Raw genomic sequence first — 21,527 nt, 5'->3', positions numbered from 1 at the left:
AAGAGTGTTTATTTGAGTATGATAAAAAGAAAATTAATGCCGGACAGATATTTATTAATTATATATATAGCCTTGCTTATAGCAGGATTAGTTGCCATATATGGTGCTCAGACTATACATGAACCTAATGGCGGATATTTTGATAATCATTTAAAATTATTATCTTTAATGCTGCTTGCTACTTTAATAATTCTTATCCTTCCGGATTTCTTTGGATTTTTAGATAAGATGGTGCCTTTTCTTTTGCTTTTTACATTGCTTCTTCTTATATGGGTATATTTCTTTGGTATAACAGTTGCAGGAAGTTATGCTAAAAGGTGGCTTTTACTTCCTTCCGGAATTACTATACAGCCTTCCGAAATAGCAAAAATAACAAGCAGTATATATTTTGCAAGCGTACTTAGCAAAAAAGGGGATAAATTATTTGATATAAAAAAAGGTTTGTTTCCGCCTCTTCTTATTTTATGTTTGATATCCGGACTTATACTTATAGAGCCTGATTCTGGAACGGCGTTATTATTTGCGATGGTTGGCTTTTCAATATTTTTTTACGGCGGCATACCTTTCAGATCTCTTCTTTTTTCTGCAGTTTTTCTTGCTTTAATTTTCGGATTATTTATATTTAACGTGCCTTATATGAGAAGCAGAGTTAATTCATATCTTGACCCGCAGTCCCAGTCGGAAGAGGATATTTATCAAATTAGAAGGGCAAAATTGGCATTCAATTATGGCGGAATTACCGGCATACCTGATGAAGAAATAAGAGATGTAAGTACGCATTTGCCTGCAGCATTAACCGATTTTATATATGCTTCAGTATCTCAAAGATATGGTTTGGTAGGCAATTTAATAATACTTCTTTTGTTTTTATCATTTACTATAAGAGGTTTTATTATATCATCGCGGACTAATGATCTATTTTTAAAAAATCTTTCATTTGCTATAACTATGTTTATTAGTGTGCAGGCATATTTAAATATAATGGTTGCAACTCTTATGATACCCACTACTGGAATGCCGCTTCCCATTATTAGTTACGGAAGAAATGCTTTAGTCGTAAACATGATAATGGTTGCTATACTTTTAAAAATAACTCAAAGGAGTGAAAAATGAATATTATTTTATGCGGAGGAGGTACAGCAGGACATATAACGCCTGCTATTTCAATATATGATTATGTAAAACATCAGGGACATAAACCTAGACTTGTAGTTGCTCAGAAAGATTATCATCTTATACCTCATAATTATGATTTTAATACTATTAATATTAATCCTCCCGGAAATTTTTGGAAAAAAATACTCTTTATATTAAGATTTATACCTGCTTTGATGAAGTCTTCAAAAATTATTAAGAGGCATAAACCTGACTGTATAATAGGAATGGGAGGCTTTGTATCTCTTCCTATGCTGTATGCAGCCAAATGGAATAATATACCAATATTTTTATGCGAGCAAAACTCTATACCCGGTAAGGTTAATAGAATATTTTATAAATATGCAAAACAAACTTATTTAACTTTTTCAAAGACTTTAGAGTTTATGCCTAAAGGAAAAGTTTTTGGAAACCCTGTAAGAAATGACTTTTTTGTAGTTAATAGAGAGGGTGCTAGAACAGTTATGAAACTATCTAATGATGATAAACTGTTAGTTGTTATGGGTGGTTCTCAGGGAGCATTAAAATTAAATGAATTATTTTTTGAATGTATAAAAGATATTAAAGACAAAGTAAAAAATGTACGTATAGAATGGCTTGCCGGACCTAAATGGGCTTCTGGAATAATAGAAAAAGTGAATAATGCCAAATTTGATAATGTTTTTGTGCATAGCTATTATAAAGATATGGCAACTTTACTTCATGCAGCTGATTTTGTTATATCTAGGGCTGGAAGTAGCTCCATAAGCGAGATATTGGCGGTTAATGTGCCTTCTTTACTTATTCCTTTTCCATATGCCACAGATAATCATCAGTATTTTAATGCTTTAGATCTGCTTGATAAGGATATGGCTTATTTAATAGAGGAATCAGATTTAAATAGAGAAAAGTTAGAAAGTGTTGTTGTAAATAATTTAAATAATGATGAGAGATTAAAAGCTATGCGTGAAAAAATTAGAAGCAGCTGGAGTTCCAGAGCTGTGTCTTCAATAGTAGATGATATAATGAGTAATTTAAAAAATAAATAATTGATTAATTTTATGATTGAAGTGTTTGATTTATTATTAAAGGATTGAGTTACATAATGTTTACAAAAAGAAAAGAAAAGATACATTTTATAGGAATAGGCGGAATAGGAATGAGTGCAATAGCAAGTGTATTAAATGCTATTGGTTTTACTATAACTGGAAGTGATTTAGCAAAAACAGCAAAAACTGAATCTTTAGAAAAATCTGGGATAAAGGTATATTATGGTCATCATGCTTCCAATATTGAAGATGATATTACAGCAGTTGTAACTTCATCAGCTATAAGCCCTGCAAATGAAGAGATAGTTGCCGCAAAGGCAAAAAAGATAACTGTTATATCAAGAGGGGAGATGCTTGCAGAGCTTATGCGTTTAAGGTATGGTATAGCAATATCAGGCTCTCATGGCAAAACTACTACAACTTCGCTTATAAGTCAGATAATGATGCATGCTGGACTTAATCCTGTTTGTATTATAGGAGGAAATCATTTTAATTTGAAAAGCAATGCTGTCTGTAATGATCTTAGCAGTGAGTATATGGTATGCGAGGCTGATGAAAGTGATGGAAGTTTTTTGAGGCTTTCTCCTGTTATTAATGTTGTAACTAATATAGATAATGATCATTTGGATTACTATGGAAATGTTGAGGCTTTAAGAGTTGCTTTTTTAGAGTTTATTAATAAAGTTCCTTTTTACGGCTGTTCCTTTTTATGCTTTGAAAATGATGTTGTAAGGGATTTATCTAAAAGTGCCAATAAAAAATATTATTCATATGGTTTTGATAAATCATATGATTTTCATGTTGATAAAGATTCTATTAGAGTAGAAGCTCCTATTACATATTTTATAGCGTATCATAATAAAGAGTGCTTGGGAGAGTTTTCTGTTCCATTAATAGGAGAGCATAATATACTTAACTCTTTAGCTTCTATAGGTGTTGCTTATCATTTAGGTATAGATGTTCCTAATATAAAAGAAGGACTTAAAACTTTTGAAGGTGTAGGAAGAAGATTAAACAAACTGTATGATAAAGAGATAACATTATTTGATGATTATGCCCATCACCCAACAGAGATAAAAGCTACATTGTCATCTGTGAGAAATGCTTATAAAAGCAGACGTATAATAGCGGTATTTCAGCCGCACAGATACAGCAGAACTGAGCTTCTTTTAAATGATTTTGAGTATGCTTTTAATGATGCCGATGAGGTGATTATTACTGATATTTATGCGGCAGGGGAAGCTCCTATTGCTGGGGTTAATGGCGAGATTATATGTGATATAGTAAAAAAACAAAATAAGAATGTAAGATATATAAAAAATATAGATGAAGTATTGCCGGTGTTAGAGAGTATAAAAAAAGATGGGGATATAATTATAACGTTAGGAGCTGGTAATATAGTGAGGGTTAGCAATGACTATGCAAGACAATTACAAGATAGTTGAGAGTTTTCTCGAAGAAAAAAATATAGAATATTATAAAAATCACCCTTTTAGTAAATGCTGTAGTTTTAATGTAGGCGGAAATATTGATTTGTATATAGCTGTAAAAAAGATACAGGATTTTTTGGATATAGCAAATTTTCTATATAATAAAAAAATAGATTATTTTGTTATTGGAGATACTAGCAAAGTAATTGTTTCTGATAAAGGATATAATGGAATAATAGTATCGTTAGAAGGGGAGTTTGAGTTTTTTGAGTTTTTAGAAGATGGGGTTTTAAAATCTAATAGTTCTGCTATTTTAGAAAGGCTTTCTCATGAGGCTAGAATTAGAAATTTATCTGGGTTAGAGTTTGTGGCTTTAGTTAATACTAGAATAGGGGCTGCTATTTATGATAAATTAGAATCTTTTGGGATATCATTATTGAAATTTTTAGAATCAGTAAAAATTTTTAATAAAAAAGACTGCTCCGTATTAGAACTAAGTAAAGATGAATATTTGAATTTAACTGAAGAAGATAGAAAATTTATAGTAATATTGTCAGCGGTATTTAAATTAGATAACGATCTTCCTGAAAGTATTGATAACAGAATAGATTGGTTTAGATATATAAGAGGATCGGTTGCTCCAATGGAGGCAAATATAGGTCCTGTTTTTGAAGATTCTAATGATATTAAGGCTTATGAAATGGTTGAGCGTGTAGGAGGACTTGATATGAAATTTGGTGCTATGAGATGGCATAAGAGATTTCCTAATTATATTATTAATGAGCATTTGTATAATGAAAATGAAGAGCCTAGCAAAGCAGAAGATGTCATTAATTTAATAGAGGATACTAGAAAAAAAATAGAGCAGCATTATGCTTTTAATCCTCAAATTAATATTATTTTACTTAGCTGAAATGTGTTTATATAAACTATTATTATAAAAATCATATATAGCAATTGATGCAGCTGCATGTATCTCTATTTTTTTGAAGTTTTCAATTATTTTGATTTCTGTAAGGAAGTTGTATGAATTGAATTTATTTTTTATATTATTTTTTATTTCATTGATAAAATCATTGCCAAGGTAAAGCATTTCTCCTCCTATGAATATGATTTCCGGGTCAAAAGTATTAACTATATTGTATATTCCTATTGAAACCCAATAAGCTAGGAAGTTTTTATATGTATCTATAACCATCTCATCATTTTTATAATTTGTTATAATATCATCAAATGTTAAATCTTTATATTTATCACTTTTATTTTGAAGTTCTTTCATGAATGCTTTTATACTAGCTACAGATTCCCAGCAGCCTTTTTTACCGCAGGAGCATATATAATTTGAATCTGTTACTATTGTATGAGAGTAGTTTGCCGCTGTATCATGAGTACCATATAAAATTTTTCCATTGTTAGAAACTGATACTCCAAGCCAATTACTAAGATAAACATATACCGATGAAGTTTGTATAGGCATATATTTTTTCATCTCTTCAAGTATATTATATGTAAGCATGGCACATGCATATCTGTCTATTATTACCTCTATATTTATATTTTTTTCTATATATTCTTTAAGCGGTATATTTTTCCATTCAGGTATTCCCATACAGTCTATAAGTAAATTATTCTTTTTTCCTGTTTTTCCCGGTACTGATATTCCAAGAGAGAATATTTTTTTATCTTTATGCTTTGACATAATATCTTTAATTTTTTTTATTATTGGATTAAAAGTTATTTTATAATCTTTGTTTATTACCGCTTCCATTTTATATTCATATACTATTTCATTTTCTAAATTTACTATTGCAATATGACATAACTCTCTTCTAAAATGTACAGCTAAAAAATAACCTATATTTTTATTAATATCCAGCAATATAGGTTTTTTACCTCCAAGAGAAGATGACTGTCCTCCGCATTTTTCATATACTATTCCCATATTAATTAAATCTTCTACAAGTACGGATATACTTGCTTTACTTAATTCCAAGTTATAAGCCAAATCAGCTCTGGAATAATTTCCAATTTTTAGGAGTTTAACTATATCAATATAATTTTGTTCTTTTAAATTTTTAGCTTTTAATCTTTTCATCTGTTATCTATTTTTTATCTATTTAATAATTATTAAAAAAGCGATGCATAAAGAATACACACCGCTTAATATTTTAATATTAAATAATTTTATTATTTATTAAATATATTATCATTCATATATTTTATTTGCACATAGCTATTAATATCAGCAGAATTTGTAATAGCTTTAGTATAAATAAATATATTTTGCTGCAGTTTGTACCATTTGGAAGCAGTACCGTCAAGATATGCATTTTGTATATCCATTCCGGAAAGCCACACAGCTGTTTCTTTTTCTAAATTTACAGAGTCAGTATCAGTATTATTCTGTTTGGCAACTATTTCGACAGCCTCATCCATGTTGTTAGATCTGTAATTCATAGCTTTAAGTATTGCTCTTGAAAATCTATTAACTATGTCTGGATTTTTAGCCTGATATTCAGGAGTAACTATCCAGCTGCTTGGAAAAGCACCAACATCAGAATAATCAATTGTAGTAGCAATAGTTTTTACATCATTTCCAAGATTTTTTAATATGTTAAAAGTATAAGGTGCCTGTACTGCTGCTGCATCAATTTCTTTATTTGAAATTGAAGATACTATAGTAGGTCCGTCCATATTAACAATATTTAATTCGGCTCTGTCTATTCCTAATGTTCTAAGTGCTAAATCCAAAAGAATTTCTGAAGAAGTTCCAAATTGAGTACCTACTGTTTTACCTCTTAAATCAGAAACAGTATTGATTTGAGATTGAGCTCTTGCAATAATTTGTTCAGATTTGCTTAAACTATTTGGAAATAATACATTAACTTTTCCATAAATAGCTAAGGTGTGTGCTCCATGACCAATATATGCAAACTCCAAATTATTTAAAAGCATAGCATCAATCTCAGAAGGACCATCTAAAAATCTTATTAGGGAGACATCTAAATTTTCCTCTTCAAAAAATCCTTTTTCCAAAGCTATTGCTACTGCAGAAGTACCTGAAAAATCCGGCATATATCCTACTCTTATTTTAGCTGTTTTTTTTACCTCTGTTTCTTTACCTCCATTACTACATGATATTAACAGTACTGTTAGCAATGTTAATAATAATACAATTTTTTTCTTATACATAATTACATATCCTTTATTTTTAATAAAAATTATTTTACTGATATAATATCAGCACTTGATATTATACTATATTTAGTATTAATTACAAAGGAATATGTATGTAAAAAATTAAAAAAATAATATAAATTTGATTGCAAATGATAATTTTTTAATTTTATTTAAGAACATTATCATTCATATATTTTATTTGTACATAATTATTAACATCAACTTCATCTGTAACAACTCCGGAGTTTATAAATATTTTCTGCTGAGCTTCATACCATTTTGCTGCATCTCCGTCAGAATATGCTTTTTTAACATCATCAGAAGTAAGCCATATAGCGGTTTCTTCTTCTAATGCTACAGAATCAATAGGAGTTCCATTTAATTTTGCAACTATTTCGATAGATTCGTCCATATTAGCAGATCTGTAATCCATAGCTTTAAGTATTGCTTTAGTAAATCTATTAACTATATCTGGATTATCTTTTTGATATTCTGGAGTAACTATCCAGCTGCTTGGAAATACCGCTTCATCTAAATAGTTTGTAATAGATGCTATAACAAATACCTCATCACCAAGCTGTTTAGATATTTCAAAGGTATAAGGAGCCCATACAGATACAGCATCAACTTTTTTACCAACCATAGAAGATACTATACCGCTTACATCCATATTTACAACATTAACATCAGATTTTGTAATTCCAGATTTTCTCAAAGCTATATCAAGTACTATATCTCCGGAAGTTCCAAGCTGAGTACCTACAGTTTTTCCTTTTAATCCAGCTACATCATTAACATTAGCCCATTTCCCTACTATAATTTGCTCTGATTTTCCTAAAGCATTAGGGATTAACACATTAACTTTACCTTGAATAGCAAGAGAGTGTGCACCATGTCCAATGTATGCAAATTGTATGTCTTTAGAAAGCATAGCAGCAATTTCAGAAGGACCATTTAAAAATTTTACTAATTCTACGTCTAAATTTTCTTCTTTAAAAAAACCTTTTTCCTGAGCTATAGCAGCAGCTGATGTTCCAGCGAAATCTGCTAAATATGCAACTCTTATTTTGTCAGCAGATGATGAATTTTCGCCAGAGGTTTTATTTCCGCTGCAAGATACAGCAAAAGCCATTATAAATATGAATAGTATTATCTTTTTCATATTATCTCCTTTTTTATTTATTATATATTTTTAATAATTATATTAAAAGCATTTATTTTAAATTATTTTTTGGTCTCTAAATATTCCTGATATACCAGCTGCCAAAGCTCATTTTTTATATCATTAAACTCTTTAGATAATTTTGTTTCCGGAACTCTAGGGTAGGGTATAGGTACTTCAACTATTGCTTTTATTCTGCCCGGACGCGGACTCATTATAACAACTCTTTGAGCCAAAAATACAGCCTCATCAACATCATGAGTAATAAAGAAGCAGGTTTTTTTTTCATTATCCCAAGTATTTAATAATTCTGTTTGAAGCTGAGCTCTTGTTTGGGCATCCAAAGCTCCGAATGGTTCGTCCATAAGAAGTATATTAGGATTAACCGCATATGCTCTTGCTATAGCTACACGCTGTTTCATACCGCCTGATAATTCTTTAGGATATGAGTTTTTAAAATCTATTAGTCCTACAGCTTTTAAATAATGATCTACTGTTTTATTTATTTCATCTTTTGATTTTTTCTGAAGCTCTAATCCGAAAGCCACATTTTTTGCAACAGTAAGCCAAGGAAATAAAGCATACTGCTGAAATACAACGCCTCTGTCAACACCTGTACCTTCTATAGCTTTTCCGTCTATTTCTATAGTGCCTGAATTTGGAGTATCAAGTCCAGCAAGTATATTAAGTAATGTACTTTTTCCGCAGCCTGAAGAGCCTATAACGCATACAAATTCATTTTTATAAATATCTAAATTAACATTATCCAAAGCATGAACATCTTTGTTTGTACCTTTATATATTTTGCTCACATTAGAAATTTTTACTTTTACTTCTTTATCTATCATATTATAATCTCTTAATTATCTTTTATTTATCTTTTCTTTTTTTCCTGCCATATTGTTAGTTTATTTTCTATAATACTTACTATCAAGTTTAATACTAATCCAGTAATACCAATAAGTATTATACCAAGCATAACAATATCCATTCTAAAATAAAGACTTGCCTCCTGTATCATCTGACCCAAACCGGCATTTGAACCAGTAAGTTCTGCAGCTATGAGTGTGGTAAGTGAAGCTCCAAGTCCTAAACGCATACCAACCAATATATAAGGCACAGAGGCAGGTATTACTACTTTTAAAAATATATCCTTATCCTTAGCACCAAGTACTCTTGCTGCTTTTATCAAGGTAGGATCTACTTCTTTTACACCTTGATAAACAGTGATAATCATAACCAAAAAAGTAGATATAAATATAACAGTAATCTTAGCACTTTCTCCTACTCCCTGTGCCACAACAACTAGGGGTATATATGCTAATGCTGGGATATTTCTTAAAAATTGAATTATAGGTTCTATTAAAAGCTGTATAGGCTGATACCAACCCATTAAAAATGCTATGGGTATAGAAACTATAAAAGCCAAGGCGAAACCAGATAATACTCTGAATAAACTTATCGCTATATGATGCAGTAATTTTCCATTAGTGATTTCTTTAATAAATGATTTAAAAACATCAGCAGGACTTGCTATAACAGCACCTGCATCAGATGATGAAACAAATTGCCATATTAATAATGCTATTATAATGGAAAGGGCAGTAAATATGTATTTTTTGTTTCCCATAGGTTTGCTGTTCATCTTCTTTCCTCTTGATTAAATTATATTAATCTATTAATGCTGTAATTCTATGATTATAGTGTTATAGTAATAAAAAAGCATTATTATATTATTAGGCTGATAATTAATTCTAATCATCAACCTAATATTGTTGATAAAACTTTTTTTCAAGAAATTATTGTAAAATATCTGCTATTTCATCATTGCTTAAGAAATTCATTACCAAAGGCTGAGATTTATTATCCTGTGATTGCTGCCAAGTAGCATACATTCCATCTTTAGTTCTAAGTACATCAACATATCTTGAGCAGCCTGTACCATACGGACTTACAAATAAAGGAAGCTCTTTGCTTATTCTTTCTATATGGGCAAATGATCCATTTTCTATATATGCTGCCCCTCCCAGTTCTTCGCATGAATATCCTCTAGGTCTTTTTACAGCTTTTTCATGTTCATCTAAATTTCTTACGCATTCTCCTCCGTCATAGAAAAATAGACTTATTCTTTTGTTCTTTAATACTCCGACTTGAGGCATATCGATAATGCATGTTCCTCTTGTCATAGCTATATCCCAAGTGTGTCCTTTTTCAAAGAAATAAAATACAGGTGCTTCAAAATTAAGTTTTTCTCCTCTTCTTATCATATATCCAGTGTTAGAGCTAGTCCAATTATAAGGGTGTGTGCAGAATAACAAATATTTTTCACCATTATAGCTGTCATAGATAAAAGGATCTTTCAAATGTATAAATCTTGAATCTTCTCCTTTTATAAGTTCTTTCACATTAGAAGCACTTAAATTTTCTATTTTATCAGATATTATTACATCAATATCCCATACACCTGTACCAGGTTTTAAAAAATCTTTAAGATGATCCGGATACTTGTTTTCAGATTTTTCTGATGATATATAAAGCTCAACCTCATTATCTTTGTTAAATCTTAAAGCAGTTCCCTCAATAGATAAAACGCCTCTAGGAAGCTCTTTTTTTAATATGCTTTTAATTTTTGTCCAAGTATTTCCTTTATCTGAGGATTTGAATATGGCTAATTCGGCTCCTCTGTCTCCCAAATCAAGTCCTGTTCTGGAATCACCAGAGTTTCTGTATCTTCCTGATATATATAAATTGCCGTCTTTATCTTCTATCATATTACCGCCGCCGAACCAATATCCAGTTTCAGGTGTTACCGGCACTATGATTTTAGCTTTTTTCTCATCTATTAGCTTGAGAGAAAACTCCATTAGCTTTTTTTCTAAGTCTGTCATTATTAAATTACCTTATTATTTTTTATTTATATTAATTAGTATAGTAAACTAACTAACCAAAATCAATTATATTGCTCAATTTTTTATATAAAATAAATACTTTTTTTACATAATAAAAATAAAAAAATATTATCAAGTTAACATACTTCATAAATTTATGATTTGAACTATTCGATAATAGAATAACAGTTAACAACATTTCAAACTAATATATTTTTACTAAAAAAATGAGGCTTTATTATGAATATGCATACTGATTATGTTTTTAAAGATGAAAAAGTATATATTTTGCTTGATGAGTTCAGCGACTATTTACAGACTTTAAATTTTGCTGCTCATACTATCAATAGTTATAATAAAGATTTAAAAGAATATTTTAATTTTTTGGAAAGTAAAAATATTTTACTAGATAATGCTGATCATTATAGTGTAAGAGATTATTTAACATTTTTAAAATCTAAATCTTTAACTAATTCTACTATGTCGAGACATCTTTCTTCTATAAAGAAATTCTATAAGTATTTAATAAGAAACGGATTATCCGACAAAACTAGAATAGTTGATATGAAAAGTCCTAAAAGAGAAGAACATATAGCAAAGTTTTTATCATTAGATGATATAGACAGAATATTAGCTATAGATGATGATGGAGATTTTACTCTTTTAAGGGATAAAATGATGGCATTATTTATGTATGCTATTGGTTTAAGGGTTTCAGAGCTAGCTTCACTAAGACTTAGCATGATAAAAAAAGGCGATGAAACATTAAGAATATGCGGAAAAGGCTCTAAAGTAAGAGATATTCCTGTTCTTCCTGTAGTTTATGAAAATTGGGATATATATATGGAAAAAAGAAGAATGATACAAAAAGAATATTCTCAAAATAATGACTATTTATTTATAAACAGGTTCGGAAAACCAATAAGCGACAGAAGTATAAGAACATCTATGAAACGCTTAATCAGAAATGCAAATATATCTATGGATTTTTCTCCGCATACATTAAGACATACTTTTGCAACTCATCTTCTTAATAATGATGCTGAAATAAGAGGTGTTCAGGAACTATTAGGGCATGAAACTATAGCAACTACTCAAAGGTATACTCATGTTACTAATTCAAGATTGTTTGAAGTATACAATAGATTTCACCCTCACTCTAATAATGAATAAATTATTTAGAAAATATTTTTATGACAATAAAATATATTTTAGTTTTAATTTCAGAATTTTTACGTATAACTTTAAAGATGCTAATTCTAAAATAAACAATTGTTATCAGCAATAATAAATAATTTTAATTATAATCAACTATATTTTATTTGCCGCTGCTCTTTTTTATTTTTTTAATACTTCTAAGATGAAGATATACTGTATGGTGAGATATATTTAGGTAATTTGCAACTATCTGAACTGATTCTTTAAACTCAAATATTCCTTGATTAAATAATTTTCTTATAATTGTTTTATTGTATACAGAAGGACCTACTTCATCTTTATCTATACCGGTAATAACTTTTTTAATAGCATCTAAAATTATTTCTTCAGATTTGCTGTTTTTATTTTCTTTTATTTGAGTATTGTTGACAGAATGTTCTGGAATAAATATTTTTAGAGTATTAATCAAAGAAATGTCATAATTCCAATTTATCATCATAAGCCCTATTGGGATTTTATTAGAATTTTTTATTAGAGTATAATTTATTTTAGAACATTCGCCGGTTACATTTTCTATGAAGTTATTTTTATAATCATTATTTTTATCTAAGAGTTCATTTAATACACTCTTATCTCTTTCTGATAAATAATCTCCTATTTTCTTATTTGATAAATGACCATTAACAATATATATTATTGAATGCTGTTTGTTTTCAAAGGAGTATAATATTAATTCTGCATTTTCACCTAAGTACTTTCCAAGAGATTGAGATATAGTCCTGTAAGAATCTAGTATAGCAAAATCCTCTTGAGTATATCTGTATTCGTCCATTTATATCTTTAGCTCCTTCATAATATACTACTATCTAATAATATAATAATTTTTTTTCTTTTTACAAATTTTTTTAATAAAATGTTTGTTTTATTGTTATTATATATATATAATAACTAATTATTATGTTATTATTAAGAAGGTAATTATTATGAAAATAAATTTAGATAATTATGCCTTGATATCATTAGATAAAATCAGAAACTATAAGGATTTAATACAAAAGGATAAAATAGAAATTATTTCTAAAAATGAATATGGTATTGTAAATGCTGTGCCGCACAATAATATTGATTTTTTATTTAATGAAGATTGCCGCAATAATATTTTGTTTGATAAAGCAGAGTATTATATTTATAAATCATATTTGGAAATGATAGAGTTTTTTGTAAATCCTAATTCTTTGAATAATAAAGATTACTTTTATTCTATTTTTACCAGCTGCAAAGATCCTATTGAGAATGTAAGAACTTTTCAGGAGAAAATGCTTGAAGCAATATTGTCTATGAATTATTTTAGAAGAATAGAAAATATTAAAGAGCTTATATTAAAATTAGAAATAGAAGAAAATAGAGATAAATTTACCTGTAAAGCTGCTGAGATAGTAGGAGAGATATTAGTAAAATTAGGATTAATGCAGAGAATAAATGTTATTGGAAATATATCTGATAATGAATTATTTGATTCTAATAATTTTAATATCAATTATGAAGAACTTTTAAGAAGTGTAGCAGAAAGTGTTTTTGTACTTCTCAATAAGCCATATGAAAAAAATGACATTTTTACAAATACTATGGGATTTACAGGATATAATATAATAGATCATAGTAATAGAATATTTATAAATACAATAGAATATATGATATTTTATAATAAGAATATTAATATGGGAATACTTTCAAAAATAAGGGCTAAATGGAAAAATGAATATATGGTTTATTATGATAAAGTATCCAAAAAAAATAGATTTATTAAAGATACAAGTAAATTAGATAATATTTTTAAATTTGGTATAAGACAGTTTGACTATATTGAAATTGTTAATATGTCTATTGCAGCACTTCTTCATGATATTACATTAACAGAAACTATGAATTATTTACCTATAGAAAATAGCAATAATGAACTTTACTCTCATGCTATTAAGTCATATAACTATCTTAAATACTCTATATCTAATAATCAGGACGTCAATTTAGCTGTAGGGCTTCATCATGAATACTATGGATATGGATATGGTTTTGCTATTACTTTATGTGAGGCTATGAGAGTAAAAAGACCTAATTTTGAATATCAGTATTTAATTACTTTTGATTCTAAGGATATACTTAATTTTACATCTTCTGTATACTATCCGGTAAAAATTTTGGAGATATTAGACTTATATGATTTTCTGAAATATAAAAGAGATATTTGTTTCAATGAAATTGATACAGATGATGATATTATAAACTATATGTATGATAATTTTTTGAAAGATGAAGTGAAAATTGATTATATATTATTTACTATATTTAAAAAATATTTACTAGAAATGAAAACTTTTGATTAGAGGTTATAAATAATGATAAGAATATTTATTAGTTTAATTACTTGTGCTTTTTTATTTGCTATATCATGTTCAAACAATGAAAATAAAAAAACACAAAATAATAATACATCGGAAAGTGTTTTAGATTATATGCAAATGGATTCTCCAAATTCATTTATTCCTTTAGGCATAAAAATTTTAGCTCCTGAAAATAGTTTAAATGCTAAGTATTTTATAATAAATAAAGACATTGCCGAAATTGATTTTGATTATATGGATAATTCATATATATACAGAGCTTCTAAAAACTCTAATAGTTTATTATCATTTTACGGCGATTATACAAACAGCGGAAAAAATTTTATAGAAGATGATATCAATGTTGAATATAATATTTCTTCAAGCGGTGAGAAGTTTACTTTATGGAGAGTTAATGATATATATTATATTCTCTCTTCAAAAGCAGTAGATGATACTGACTTGACTAATCTTTCATCGATTTATATAAAATTTATTAATAATAAATGATTAAATTATAAATGTTATTGAAAATTTGTATATTATATTTTGTATAAATTAGTGTTTTTTAATACTATCAAGATAAAAAAGTTAATTACAAAGCAATTCTGATATTTATTATAATATTTTATAAAATTATACTACTTTACATTTATTATTAATGTTAGTATAATAAAATTATGAAATATTTAGATAAATTAAAACAAATATTAAATGAACCTGTTACAGTTGATAATTTAAATAGAATTAATGATTATTTTATACGCTATTTATTTTCGCATGCGGGTAATGAAAATATAGCTTTAAATTTTATTAATGCTGTATTTAAAGATTTAAATTTTGAAACTTTCAAGAAAATAGAAATACTTAATCCATTCAATATTGCTGAAAATTACGATGAGAAAGAGTCTATAGTTGATATAAAAGCAACTACAGAAACAGGTATAACCGTTTTAATAGAAATACAATCGAGAGGAAATGAAGATTTTATAAAAAGGGCTTTATACTATTGGGCTTATAATTATAGTTCTAGTTTAAATAGAGGTTCTTTTTATGATGAATTAAAGCCTACTGTAAGTATTAATATTACAAATTTTATATTAACTGATGAAGACAAAGTGCATAGCTGTTATGTATTAAAAGAGTTAAATAACAATAAAATTCTGACAGATCATTGTCAATTACATTTCCTAGAGCTTCCTAAATTCAATTTGAATAATATTTCTGCGATAGAAAGTTTAGATAATATACATAGAGAATTCATTTCTTGGATAAAATTTTTTAAGGGGGAAGATATGTCTGTCTTGATGAAAGAAAATACTATATTTGAAGAAGTAGAAAAAAAATGCCGAACTTTTGTTGATGATAGTCCAGTAATGGATAAATATAAAAAACGAGAAGTAGATACTTATTTTTTTAATAAAAGTATAGAATTAGATATGAAAAAAGCTAAAGAAGAAGGCATTAAAGAAGGTATTGAAAAAGGTATTGAAAAAGGTATTAAAGAAGGTATTGAAAAAGGTATTGAAAAAAATAAAATAACAATAGCTAAAAATTTAAAAAAGTCTGGTTTAGATATAAAGTTTATAAGTGATAATACAGGATTGAGTATAGAAGAAATAGAAAATTTATAATACAATAAATAATATTGGGTTTATTTATTACAGCATGTATTATTTTAATCTAATATTAAAATAGTTTTTAAATAAATATATATCTAATTTTGAAGCATTCATATTTTAATACTTAATTATTTATTGACATTTATTGTTTATACTATTATTATATATTATGTTAATTTGTATAATGAGGCTTTTTAATGAAATTAAATAATAAAATTTTTTATAAATTATCTATATTAATATTATCAATTATAATTTTGTCTTGTTCAAATACCAAAGAAGAGATTGAACAAAAAGATATAGACAGAGGCGGAGCATTAATAGATAAAATAATATATGAAGTAAGAACGGATATGACAATAGCAATTAAAGATGTGGCAGACGGCAGAGCAGACCTAATGGCTAGCGGAATAGACGGAGCTGCTTATTTGTCATTAGGTGAAAGTGATTTAGAGAAATTAGATACTTATGCAGTTCCTTCAGGCTCTTGGTCTTTGCTTTTTAACCCTGTACCCAATAAAGCCCCATATACTGTTACTACAAGAGACGGCAAAACTTATTTTAATCCTTTGGCTATAAAAGAAGTAAGATTTGCTATGAATTTTTTAATTGACAGAAAAAAGCTGGTTGATGAAATATTAAGAGGAGCGGGAGAGCCTTCATTTACTCAGGCTACACCGGGACAGCCTGGTACTTACAGATATAATCTTATTCCTTCAAAAATGGGTATGACAGCAAATGGTAATGAAGATAAAGCTATTAATGATATAAATAAAGCTATGGAAAAAGCAGCCAATTTACCAGAAAATAGAGGAAAGTTAAAAAAAGAAAATGGCTGGTGGAAATATAATGGAGAAACAGTAACTATTAAATTTGTTATAAGAGTTGATGATCCTACAGGAAGGCTTCCTGCAGGCAATGCTATATCCGATTTGATAGAAAAAACAGGCATAAAAGTAGAAAAGTTATTGTATGATAGAAATAAATCTACACAGGTTGTATACGGTTCAGACCCAAAAGATTATGAATGGAATATTATAACTGAGGCTTGGGGAGCAGGTGCAACAAGAGCTTGGTGGGACGTTACATTGAGACAGATGTATGTAAGAGAAGGCAACTATATGCCGGGAGGAAATATTTCTGAGTTTTGGAATTATGATAATAAAGAGGCTTCAAGGATAAGCGATAAAAATTCAAACGGCTGGTTTTTAACTGCTGATGAGTATTGGAATGGTAATATGCGTTTGCAGGAAATAGGACTTGAAGATGCTGTAAGAATATATTTAAACTCTCAGACTCAGTTTTTTGTAGCTAATAAAGAAAGATTCAACAGAAGAATGCTTTACGGAGTAGGAGACGGTGTTAATGATTGGTCTATAAGAAGTGCCGATATAAAGCCAAATCGTAATGGAGAAAAAGTATTAAGAGTTCTTCAGCATTCAGCTCAGGGATCATTATTTATAAGTCCTTGGGATCCTGTAGGTGTTGGAGGATTTTCTGATGCTTATTCTGCTATAATGATAGGTCCTTGCTCGGATGCAGGGGCTACTTTTGAATCGCCTTCTACTGCTAAAACAGAGTTTATACTTGGAGAGGCTGACACTAATAGTTTAGAGATAGGAGTGAGGGCTGGGAATAACGGTATACCTATTGGCACTATAAAGGTGCCTCAAAATGCTAAGATGTACAACCCTTATACTCAGAAATGGGAAGAGGGGCTTACTGTAAAGATTAATGAAAATGGTGAGTTAGTTTATCAAAAATCTGATAATCTTACCGCGTATGTGAAATGCGATTTTTATCCTAGAAATTTTAAATGGCATCATGGTATAGAATCTTCTTTAGTTGATTTGATGTATGGAAGCGTATTTATAGCTAATGTTATAACAAAAACTAATGAAAACGATAAATATTATGATTCTGCTATGGCTGGAAGATATCTTTCTGCTATGGACGGAGCTGTTGGAAGTATTATAAATGAAGACGGAAGTTTTACTCTTTATGGAAATTATTATTGGCCTATGGATATGGACAGACAAATTGCTGTTGCGGCAGTTAGTCCTAAAATAGGAAACCCAAACAGAAATACTGTTATTCCTTTTGAGATAAATGAAGCTATAATGAAAATTGTACTTGAAGGCTCTAAATCTGGAAATGTTTATACAATATCGCAGGATCAGTCTTTAACTTCTATAGATGTAAAAAATCCTACATGTGTATCGGATATAAAAGAAAAGTTAATTGAGATGAGAGACAGTGAATATATACCTGCTGGTATAGAAGATTTTATAACAAAAGAAGAAGCTGTGAAAAGATATCAGGCTGCTATTGACTTTATAGATAAATACGGACATGCATATATATCAAACGGACCTTTCTTTATATCGAAAATAGATTCAAAGGCTAATTATATAGAGTTAACCGCTTTTAAAGATTATAGTTATACTGCTGAATATTGGATTGAAAGATTATCAACTAAAATGAGCCGAATAGAAGATATTGAAATGCCTGCTATAGCAAGTAAAAATAACGATATTAATATTGATATTTATGTTTCTTCATACAATTATCCAGATAATTCTTTGGAGCTTCCAGACCCTAATACTACTGTGAAAGTTCTTCTTCAGTTACAAAATGGAGGCGAAAGAGAGTATAAAGCGGTTTTACAGGACGATGTATTTAAACTTACTATACCAAAAGAAGAATTATCATCTCTACCTAATGGCAATTATATAGCTGTGATAGAATCGTATATTGCTGATGAAACTCCTTATATAGAAACTAGAAGTTTTATATTACAATAGGGTTGTATATAATTTTTTAATTTAAGCCTTTTAATTTATTAAAAATATGTTATTATATTTCTCAAAATTTAGTATTAAAATATGGAGGTTAGTTTATGGAAAATTTTAATAATAATGATTCAAATAATAATGTCAATTTAAATAATAGTGAATCAAATAATGTAAATAATAATAATTCTATAGAAAGAGTAAATAAATCTAAAGAAGCAGAAGAAAATAAAAAATATATATTTAAAGTAGCTGTTGTAGCAGTGGCAATCGTTTTTGTACTTCTTGTAGGGGCTGGTATCATTGTAGGTTTGTTCTTATTTATAAAGGGCAAGTCTGATATGGAGAAAATGGTTAGAAGCTATGAAATATACAGCGAAGAGATATATAATAAAAAATATGGCGACAGAGTTGTAAAAGAAATGGTTAATAATTACGGTGCTGATGTTAATGAAACAGGCAATAATAATCAAACTCCGTTATTTTATGCTGTACAAAATAATAATATAAAAGCTGTAAAATTCTTGATAGAAAATAAAGCTGATGCTGAAATAGCTAATAATCTAGGAATTAGCCCTTTAGTACTTGCTATAAGTAATAATAACACAAAAATAGCTGAACTTCTTATAAAAGAGGGGAAGGCTAATGTATACGGTTCTTATGCGGGCAAGTATTTAGATCATTATCCTATGTATTATGCTGTTTCTCAAACTAATAAAACTATGATAAAACTTCTATTAGATAATTCATTTGATTTAAAAAGAGAGCCTTCTCTTTTAGGTTATGCTATAGAAAATAGTGATGAAAGTATAGTACGTTATTTAATAGATAATGGGGCAGATATTAATTATAAAAGTGCTGATGGAACCACTGTACTTTATAATGCTGTTTTATCTCTTAATCCAGCCTTAGTTGATTACTTTTTATCAAAAGGGGCTAAAATAGAGGATGCTGGGGAAAGCAGTGTATACGGAAATATAATAATGGCAGCAGCAGGATCCAAATTTAACAATACTAGTTCATCTCCGGTAGATTTCGTATTGGTTCAGCAGAAATCAGCAGACAGTGCTAAAATAATGGAGAAAATAATTACAAATATAAATAAAGGCGTATTAAACAGACTTGTTAATGGAAAAAATGCATTAATAATAGCAAGCGGTAATTCATATATAGATACAGTTAAAGTGCTTCTTACAAATGGTGCTGATGTAAACTCTTCAGACAATGATGGCTGGAGTTCTCTAATGTATGCGGCAAATAATGGAGATATTGAACTTGCTAAAGTATTAATAGAAAATAAAGCTAATGTTAATGCTGAAAGCTATGAAGAGAAAACTCCTCTTATATATGCTATGAATAGTCCTATAGAATCAAGCAGAAATGATATGATAAAACTTCTAATAGAAAATAAAGCAAATATTAATATAGAAGATAGTAATGGGCTTAGTCCTTTAACTATTGCTGTTATGAATAATGATGTTGAGCTTACAAAATTATTAATAGTAAATAAAGCTGATCTATCTATAGTAACAAAAGATGGTGAAAGCCTAATTGAATATGCCATAAATAATGATAATGTTGATTTGCTTCAGGTATTAGTTGAGGCTGGTGCTGATATAAATTATGCTGGAATATCAAGCTATACTCCTTTGATGATAGCAGCAAAAAGCGGAGCAGAAAACATTACTAGAATATTATTAACTCAGAAAGCAGATTTAAATGCAGTTGATAAATACGGAGATACTGCTTTGCATATAGCTTCAGAGTATTCTAATCTTCCTATTGTTAGAATGCTATTAGAAAAAAAGCCTAATCTTAATATACAAAATCAAAATGGCGATACTCCTTTGCATAAAGCTGTTAATTCTGGAAGTGTTGATATAGTAAGCGAGCTAGTATTATCAGGTGCAGATGTTATGGTTAGAAATAACATTGGAAAATACCCTATAGATATAGCAAGAGATAATAATAACAGTGCTATATTTGAGATATTGAGAGAAGCTGAAGAAAAACAGAATTCATCTTTATAAATATAATAATTGATAAAGTATTATATAAATTATACCGTTAATAATAGTAATATTTTTATTTGTAAGTATGCATATGAAGAAGATAGTATTATTATTAATTATAATTTTTAGCGTAAATCTATATCCTAAGATTAATATGAAAGAGTCTACTATAGTAGAGAAAAAAGACTACGGTTATATAGTTTATGCAGAAGATTATTACAGACTTTATTCCTTGCCTTCCTATTACGGCGAATATGATTTGCTCAGAAATGTAGATTATCTTGAAAGAGCTTTAAATGCCCCTTTTGATTTTGTTAATAGAGCTTTAACTATTATAGAAACAGAAGAGGCTTACACTAGATATAAAGATCTTATGCATATGCAGTTTAATTATCTTATAACTCAGAATTATATTTATCTTGCAGGGCTTTATGATAAAGAAAATTATTATTTTTATAATTCCCAGTTTGATGAGGATATAAAGAAAAGTTTTGAATATGCAGTATTTTTCTATAATTTAGCTAAAGAGAGATGGGCTTTAACAAAAGAACTAGCCGATAAAGTAATGAAAAATAAGGCTAAACTTGAAATGGATAATTTGATAGATAAGGCCTACAAAATAGCACTTGGGGAGATAGATTATAATAAAACAGCCGACAGACAGCTTAAGCATATAGAGGAAATTTTACAGGAAATGGAAAATAATTAATTTATAATAA

18 protein-coding genes are annotated in these 21,527 nt (G+C 28.5%); 11 read left to right on the top strand and 7 right to left on the bottom strand.

Annotated features, from left to right (window positions below):
* Positions 1–18 precede the first annotated feature (18 nt).
* From BMUR_RS02090 to BMUR_RS02075, 4 genes are read left to right on the top strand one after another with little or no spacing between them, the layout of a single operon-like run.
* A complete protein-coding gene (locus BMUR_RS02090; protein WP_013112941.1) occupies positions 19–1,113 on the top strand; it encodes an FtsW/RodA/SpoVE family cell cycle protein in 1,095 nt (364 codons plus the stop codon).
* Positions 1,110–2,183: a UDP-N-acetylglucosamine--N-acetylmuramyl-(pentapeptide) pyrophosphoryl-undecaprenol N-acetylglucosamine transferase gene (locus BMUR_RS02085; RefSeq protein WP_013112940.1), complete on the top strand. Its 1,074-nt coding sequence runs from the start codon at positions 1,110–1,112 to the stop codon at positions 2,181–2,183. Before BMUR_RS02090 ends, BMUR_RS02085 begins: the two co-directional genes overlap by 4 nt.
* A 56-nt stretch (positions 2,184–2,239) precedes the next feature.
* On the top strand, positions 2,240–3,628 hold the full coding sequence (murC, locus tag BMUR_RS02080) for a UDP-N-acetylmuramate--L-alanine ligase (RefSeq protein ID WP_013112939.1): 1,389 nt from the start codon (positions 2,240–2,242) through the stop codon (positions 3,626–3,628).
* Complete coding sequence (locus BMUR_RS02075; RefSeq protein WP_013112938.1) at positions 3,597–4,526, top strand: UDP-N-acetylmuramate dehydrogenase; 930 nt, start codon at positions 3,597–3,599, stop codon at positions 4,524–4,526. Before murC ends, BMUR_RS02075 begins: the two co-directional genes overlap by 32 nt.
* Here the strand turns inward: BMUR_RS02075 and BMUR_RS02070 are convergent.
* From BMUR_RS02070 to BMUR_RS02045, 6 genes are all read right to left on the bottom strand, one after another.
* Positions 4,515–5,708 (bottom strand): ROK family transcriptional regulator, encoded by a 1,194-nt coding sequence (locus tag BMUR_RS02070; RefSeq protein WP_013112937.1) that lies wholly within the window; start codon positions 5,706–5,708, stop codon positions 4,515–4,517. The genes BMUR_RS02075 and BMUR_RS02070 overlap by 12 nt on opposite strands.
* A gap of 92 nt (positions 5,709–5,800) precedes the next feature.
* Entirely contained in the window at positions 5,801–6,805 is a 1,005-nt protein-coding gene (locus BMUR_RS02065; protein ID WP_013112936.1) for an ABC transporter substrate-binding protein, read from the bottom strand.
* 154 nt (positions 6,806–6,959) lie between these two features.
* Positions 6,960–7,955, bottom strand: a complete 996-nt coding sequence (locus BMUR_RS02060) for an ABC transporter substrate-binding protein (RefSeq protein WP_013112935.1) — start codon at positions 7,953–7,955, stop codon at positions 6,960–6,962.
* Positions 7,956–8,017: 62 nt separating this feature from the next.
* Positions 8,018–8,803, bottom strand: coding sequence for an ABC transporter ATP-binding protein (locus tag BMUR_RS02055; RefSeq protein WP_013112934.1), 786 nt, complete (start codon positions 8,801–8,803; stop codon positions 8,018–8,020).
* 26 nt (positions 8,804–8,829) lie between these two features.
* The gene (locus BMUR_RS02050; RefSeq protein ID WP_013112933.1) at positions 8,830–9,600 is read right to left on the bottom strand and encodes an ABC transporter permease; all 771 of its coding nucleotides are present in this window, start codon (positions 9,598–9,600) and stop codon (positions 8,830–8,832) included.
* A gap of 154 nt (positions 9,601–9,754) precedes the next feature.
* Complete coding sequence (locus tag BMUR_RS02045) at positions 9,755–10,843, bottom strand: sialidase family protein (protein ID WP_013112932.1); 1,089 nt, start codon at positions 10,841–10,843, stop codon at positions 9,755–9,757.
* A 240-nt stretch (positions 10,844–11,083) separates the two neighbouring features.
* On the opposite strand from BMUR_RS02045, the gene BMUR_RS02040 reads away from it, so the two are divergent.
* Entirely contained in the window at positions 11,084–12,016 is a 933-nt protein-coding gene (locus tag BMUR_RS02040) for a tyrosine-type recombinase/integrase (protein WP_013112931.1), read from the top strand.
* Between the two features lie 145 nt (positions 12,017–12,161).
* Here BMUR_RS02040 and BMUR_RS02035 read toward each other — a convergent pair whose 3' ends face one another.
* Positions 12,162–12,833, bottom strand: a complete 672-nt coding sequence (locus tag BMUR_RS02035) for a helix-turn-helix transcriptional regulator (protein WP_013112930.1) — start codon at positions 12,831–12,833, stop codon at positions 12,162–12,164.
* Between the two features lie 151 nt (positions 12,834–12,984).
* Here BMUR_RS02035 and BMUR_RS02030 point away from each other — a divergent pair, with 151 nt between their 5' ends.
* The 6 genes from BMUR_RS02030 to BMUR_RS02005 all read left to right on the top strand — a co-directional run bounded on the left by BMUR_RS02030 (position 12,985) and on the right by BMUR_RS02005 (position 21,517).
* Positions 12,985–14,385: a hypothetical protein gene (locus BMUR_RS02030; protein WP_013112929.1), complete on the top strand. Its 1,401-nt coding sequence runs from the start codon at positions 12,985–12,987 to the stop codon at positions 14,383–14,385.
* 12 nt (positions 14,386–14,397) lie between these two features.
* Positions 14,398–14,892 (top strand): hypothetical protein, encoded by a 495-nt coding sequence (locus tag BMUR_RS02025; protein WP_013112928.1) that lies wholly within the window; start codon positions 14,398–14,400, stop codon positions 14,890–14,892.
* A gap of 170 nt (positions 14,893–15,062) precedes the next feature.
* A complete protein-coding gene (locus BMUR_RS02020; RefSeq protein WP_013112927.1) occupies positions 15,063–16,016 on the top strand; it encodes an Rpn family recombination-promoting nuclease/putative transposase in 954 nt (317 codons plus the stop codon).
* 185 nt (positions 16,017–16,201) lie between these two features.
* On the top strand, positions 16,202–18,808 hold the full coding sequence (locus BMUR_RS02015) for an ABC transporter substrate-binding protein (RefSeq protein WP_013112926.1): 2,607 nt from the start codon (positions 16,202–16,204) through the stop codon (positions 18,806–18,808).
* A gap of 95 nt (positions 18,809–18,903) precedes the next feature.
* A complete protein-coding gene (locus BMUR_RS02010) occupies positions 18,904–20,826 on the top strand; it encodes an ankyrin repeat domain-containing protein (protein ID WP_013112925.1) in 1,923 nt (640 codons plus the stop codon).
* Between the two features lie 73 nt (positions 20,827–20,899).
* Complete coding sequence (locus BMUR_RS02005; RefSeq protein ID WP_013112924.1) at positions 20,900–21,517, top strand: hypothetical protein; 618 nt, start codon at positions 20,900–20,902, stop codon at positions 21,515–21,517.
* Positions 21,518–21,527 lie beyond the last annotated feature (10 nt).

Origin of the sequence: Brachyspira murdochii DSM 12563, assembly GCF_000092845.1 — a bacterium.
GTDB classification, from domain to species: Bacteria; Spirochaetota; Brachyspiria; order Brachyspirales; family Brachyspiraceae; genus Brachyspira; species Brachyspira murdochii.
Note: the sequence above shows the minus strand (reverse complement) of the source record. Positions and strands in the feature narration are given on the sequence as shown.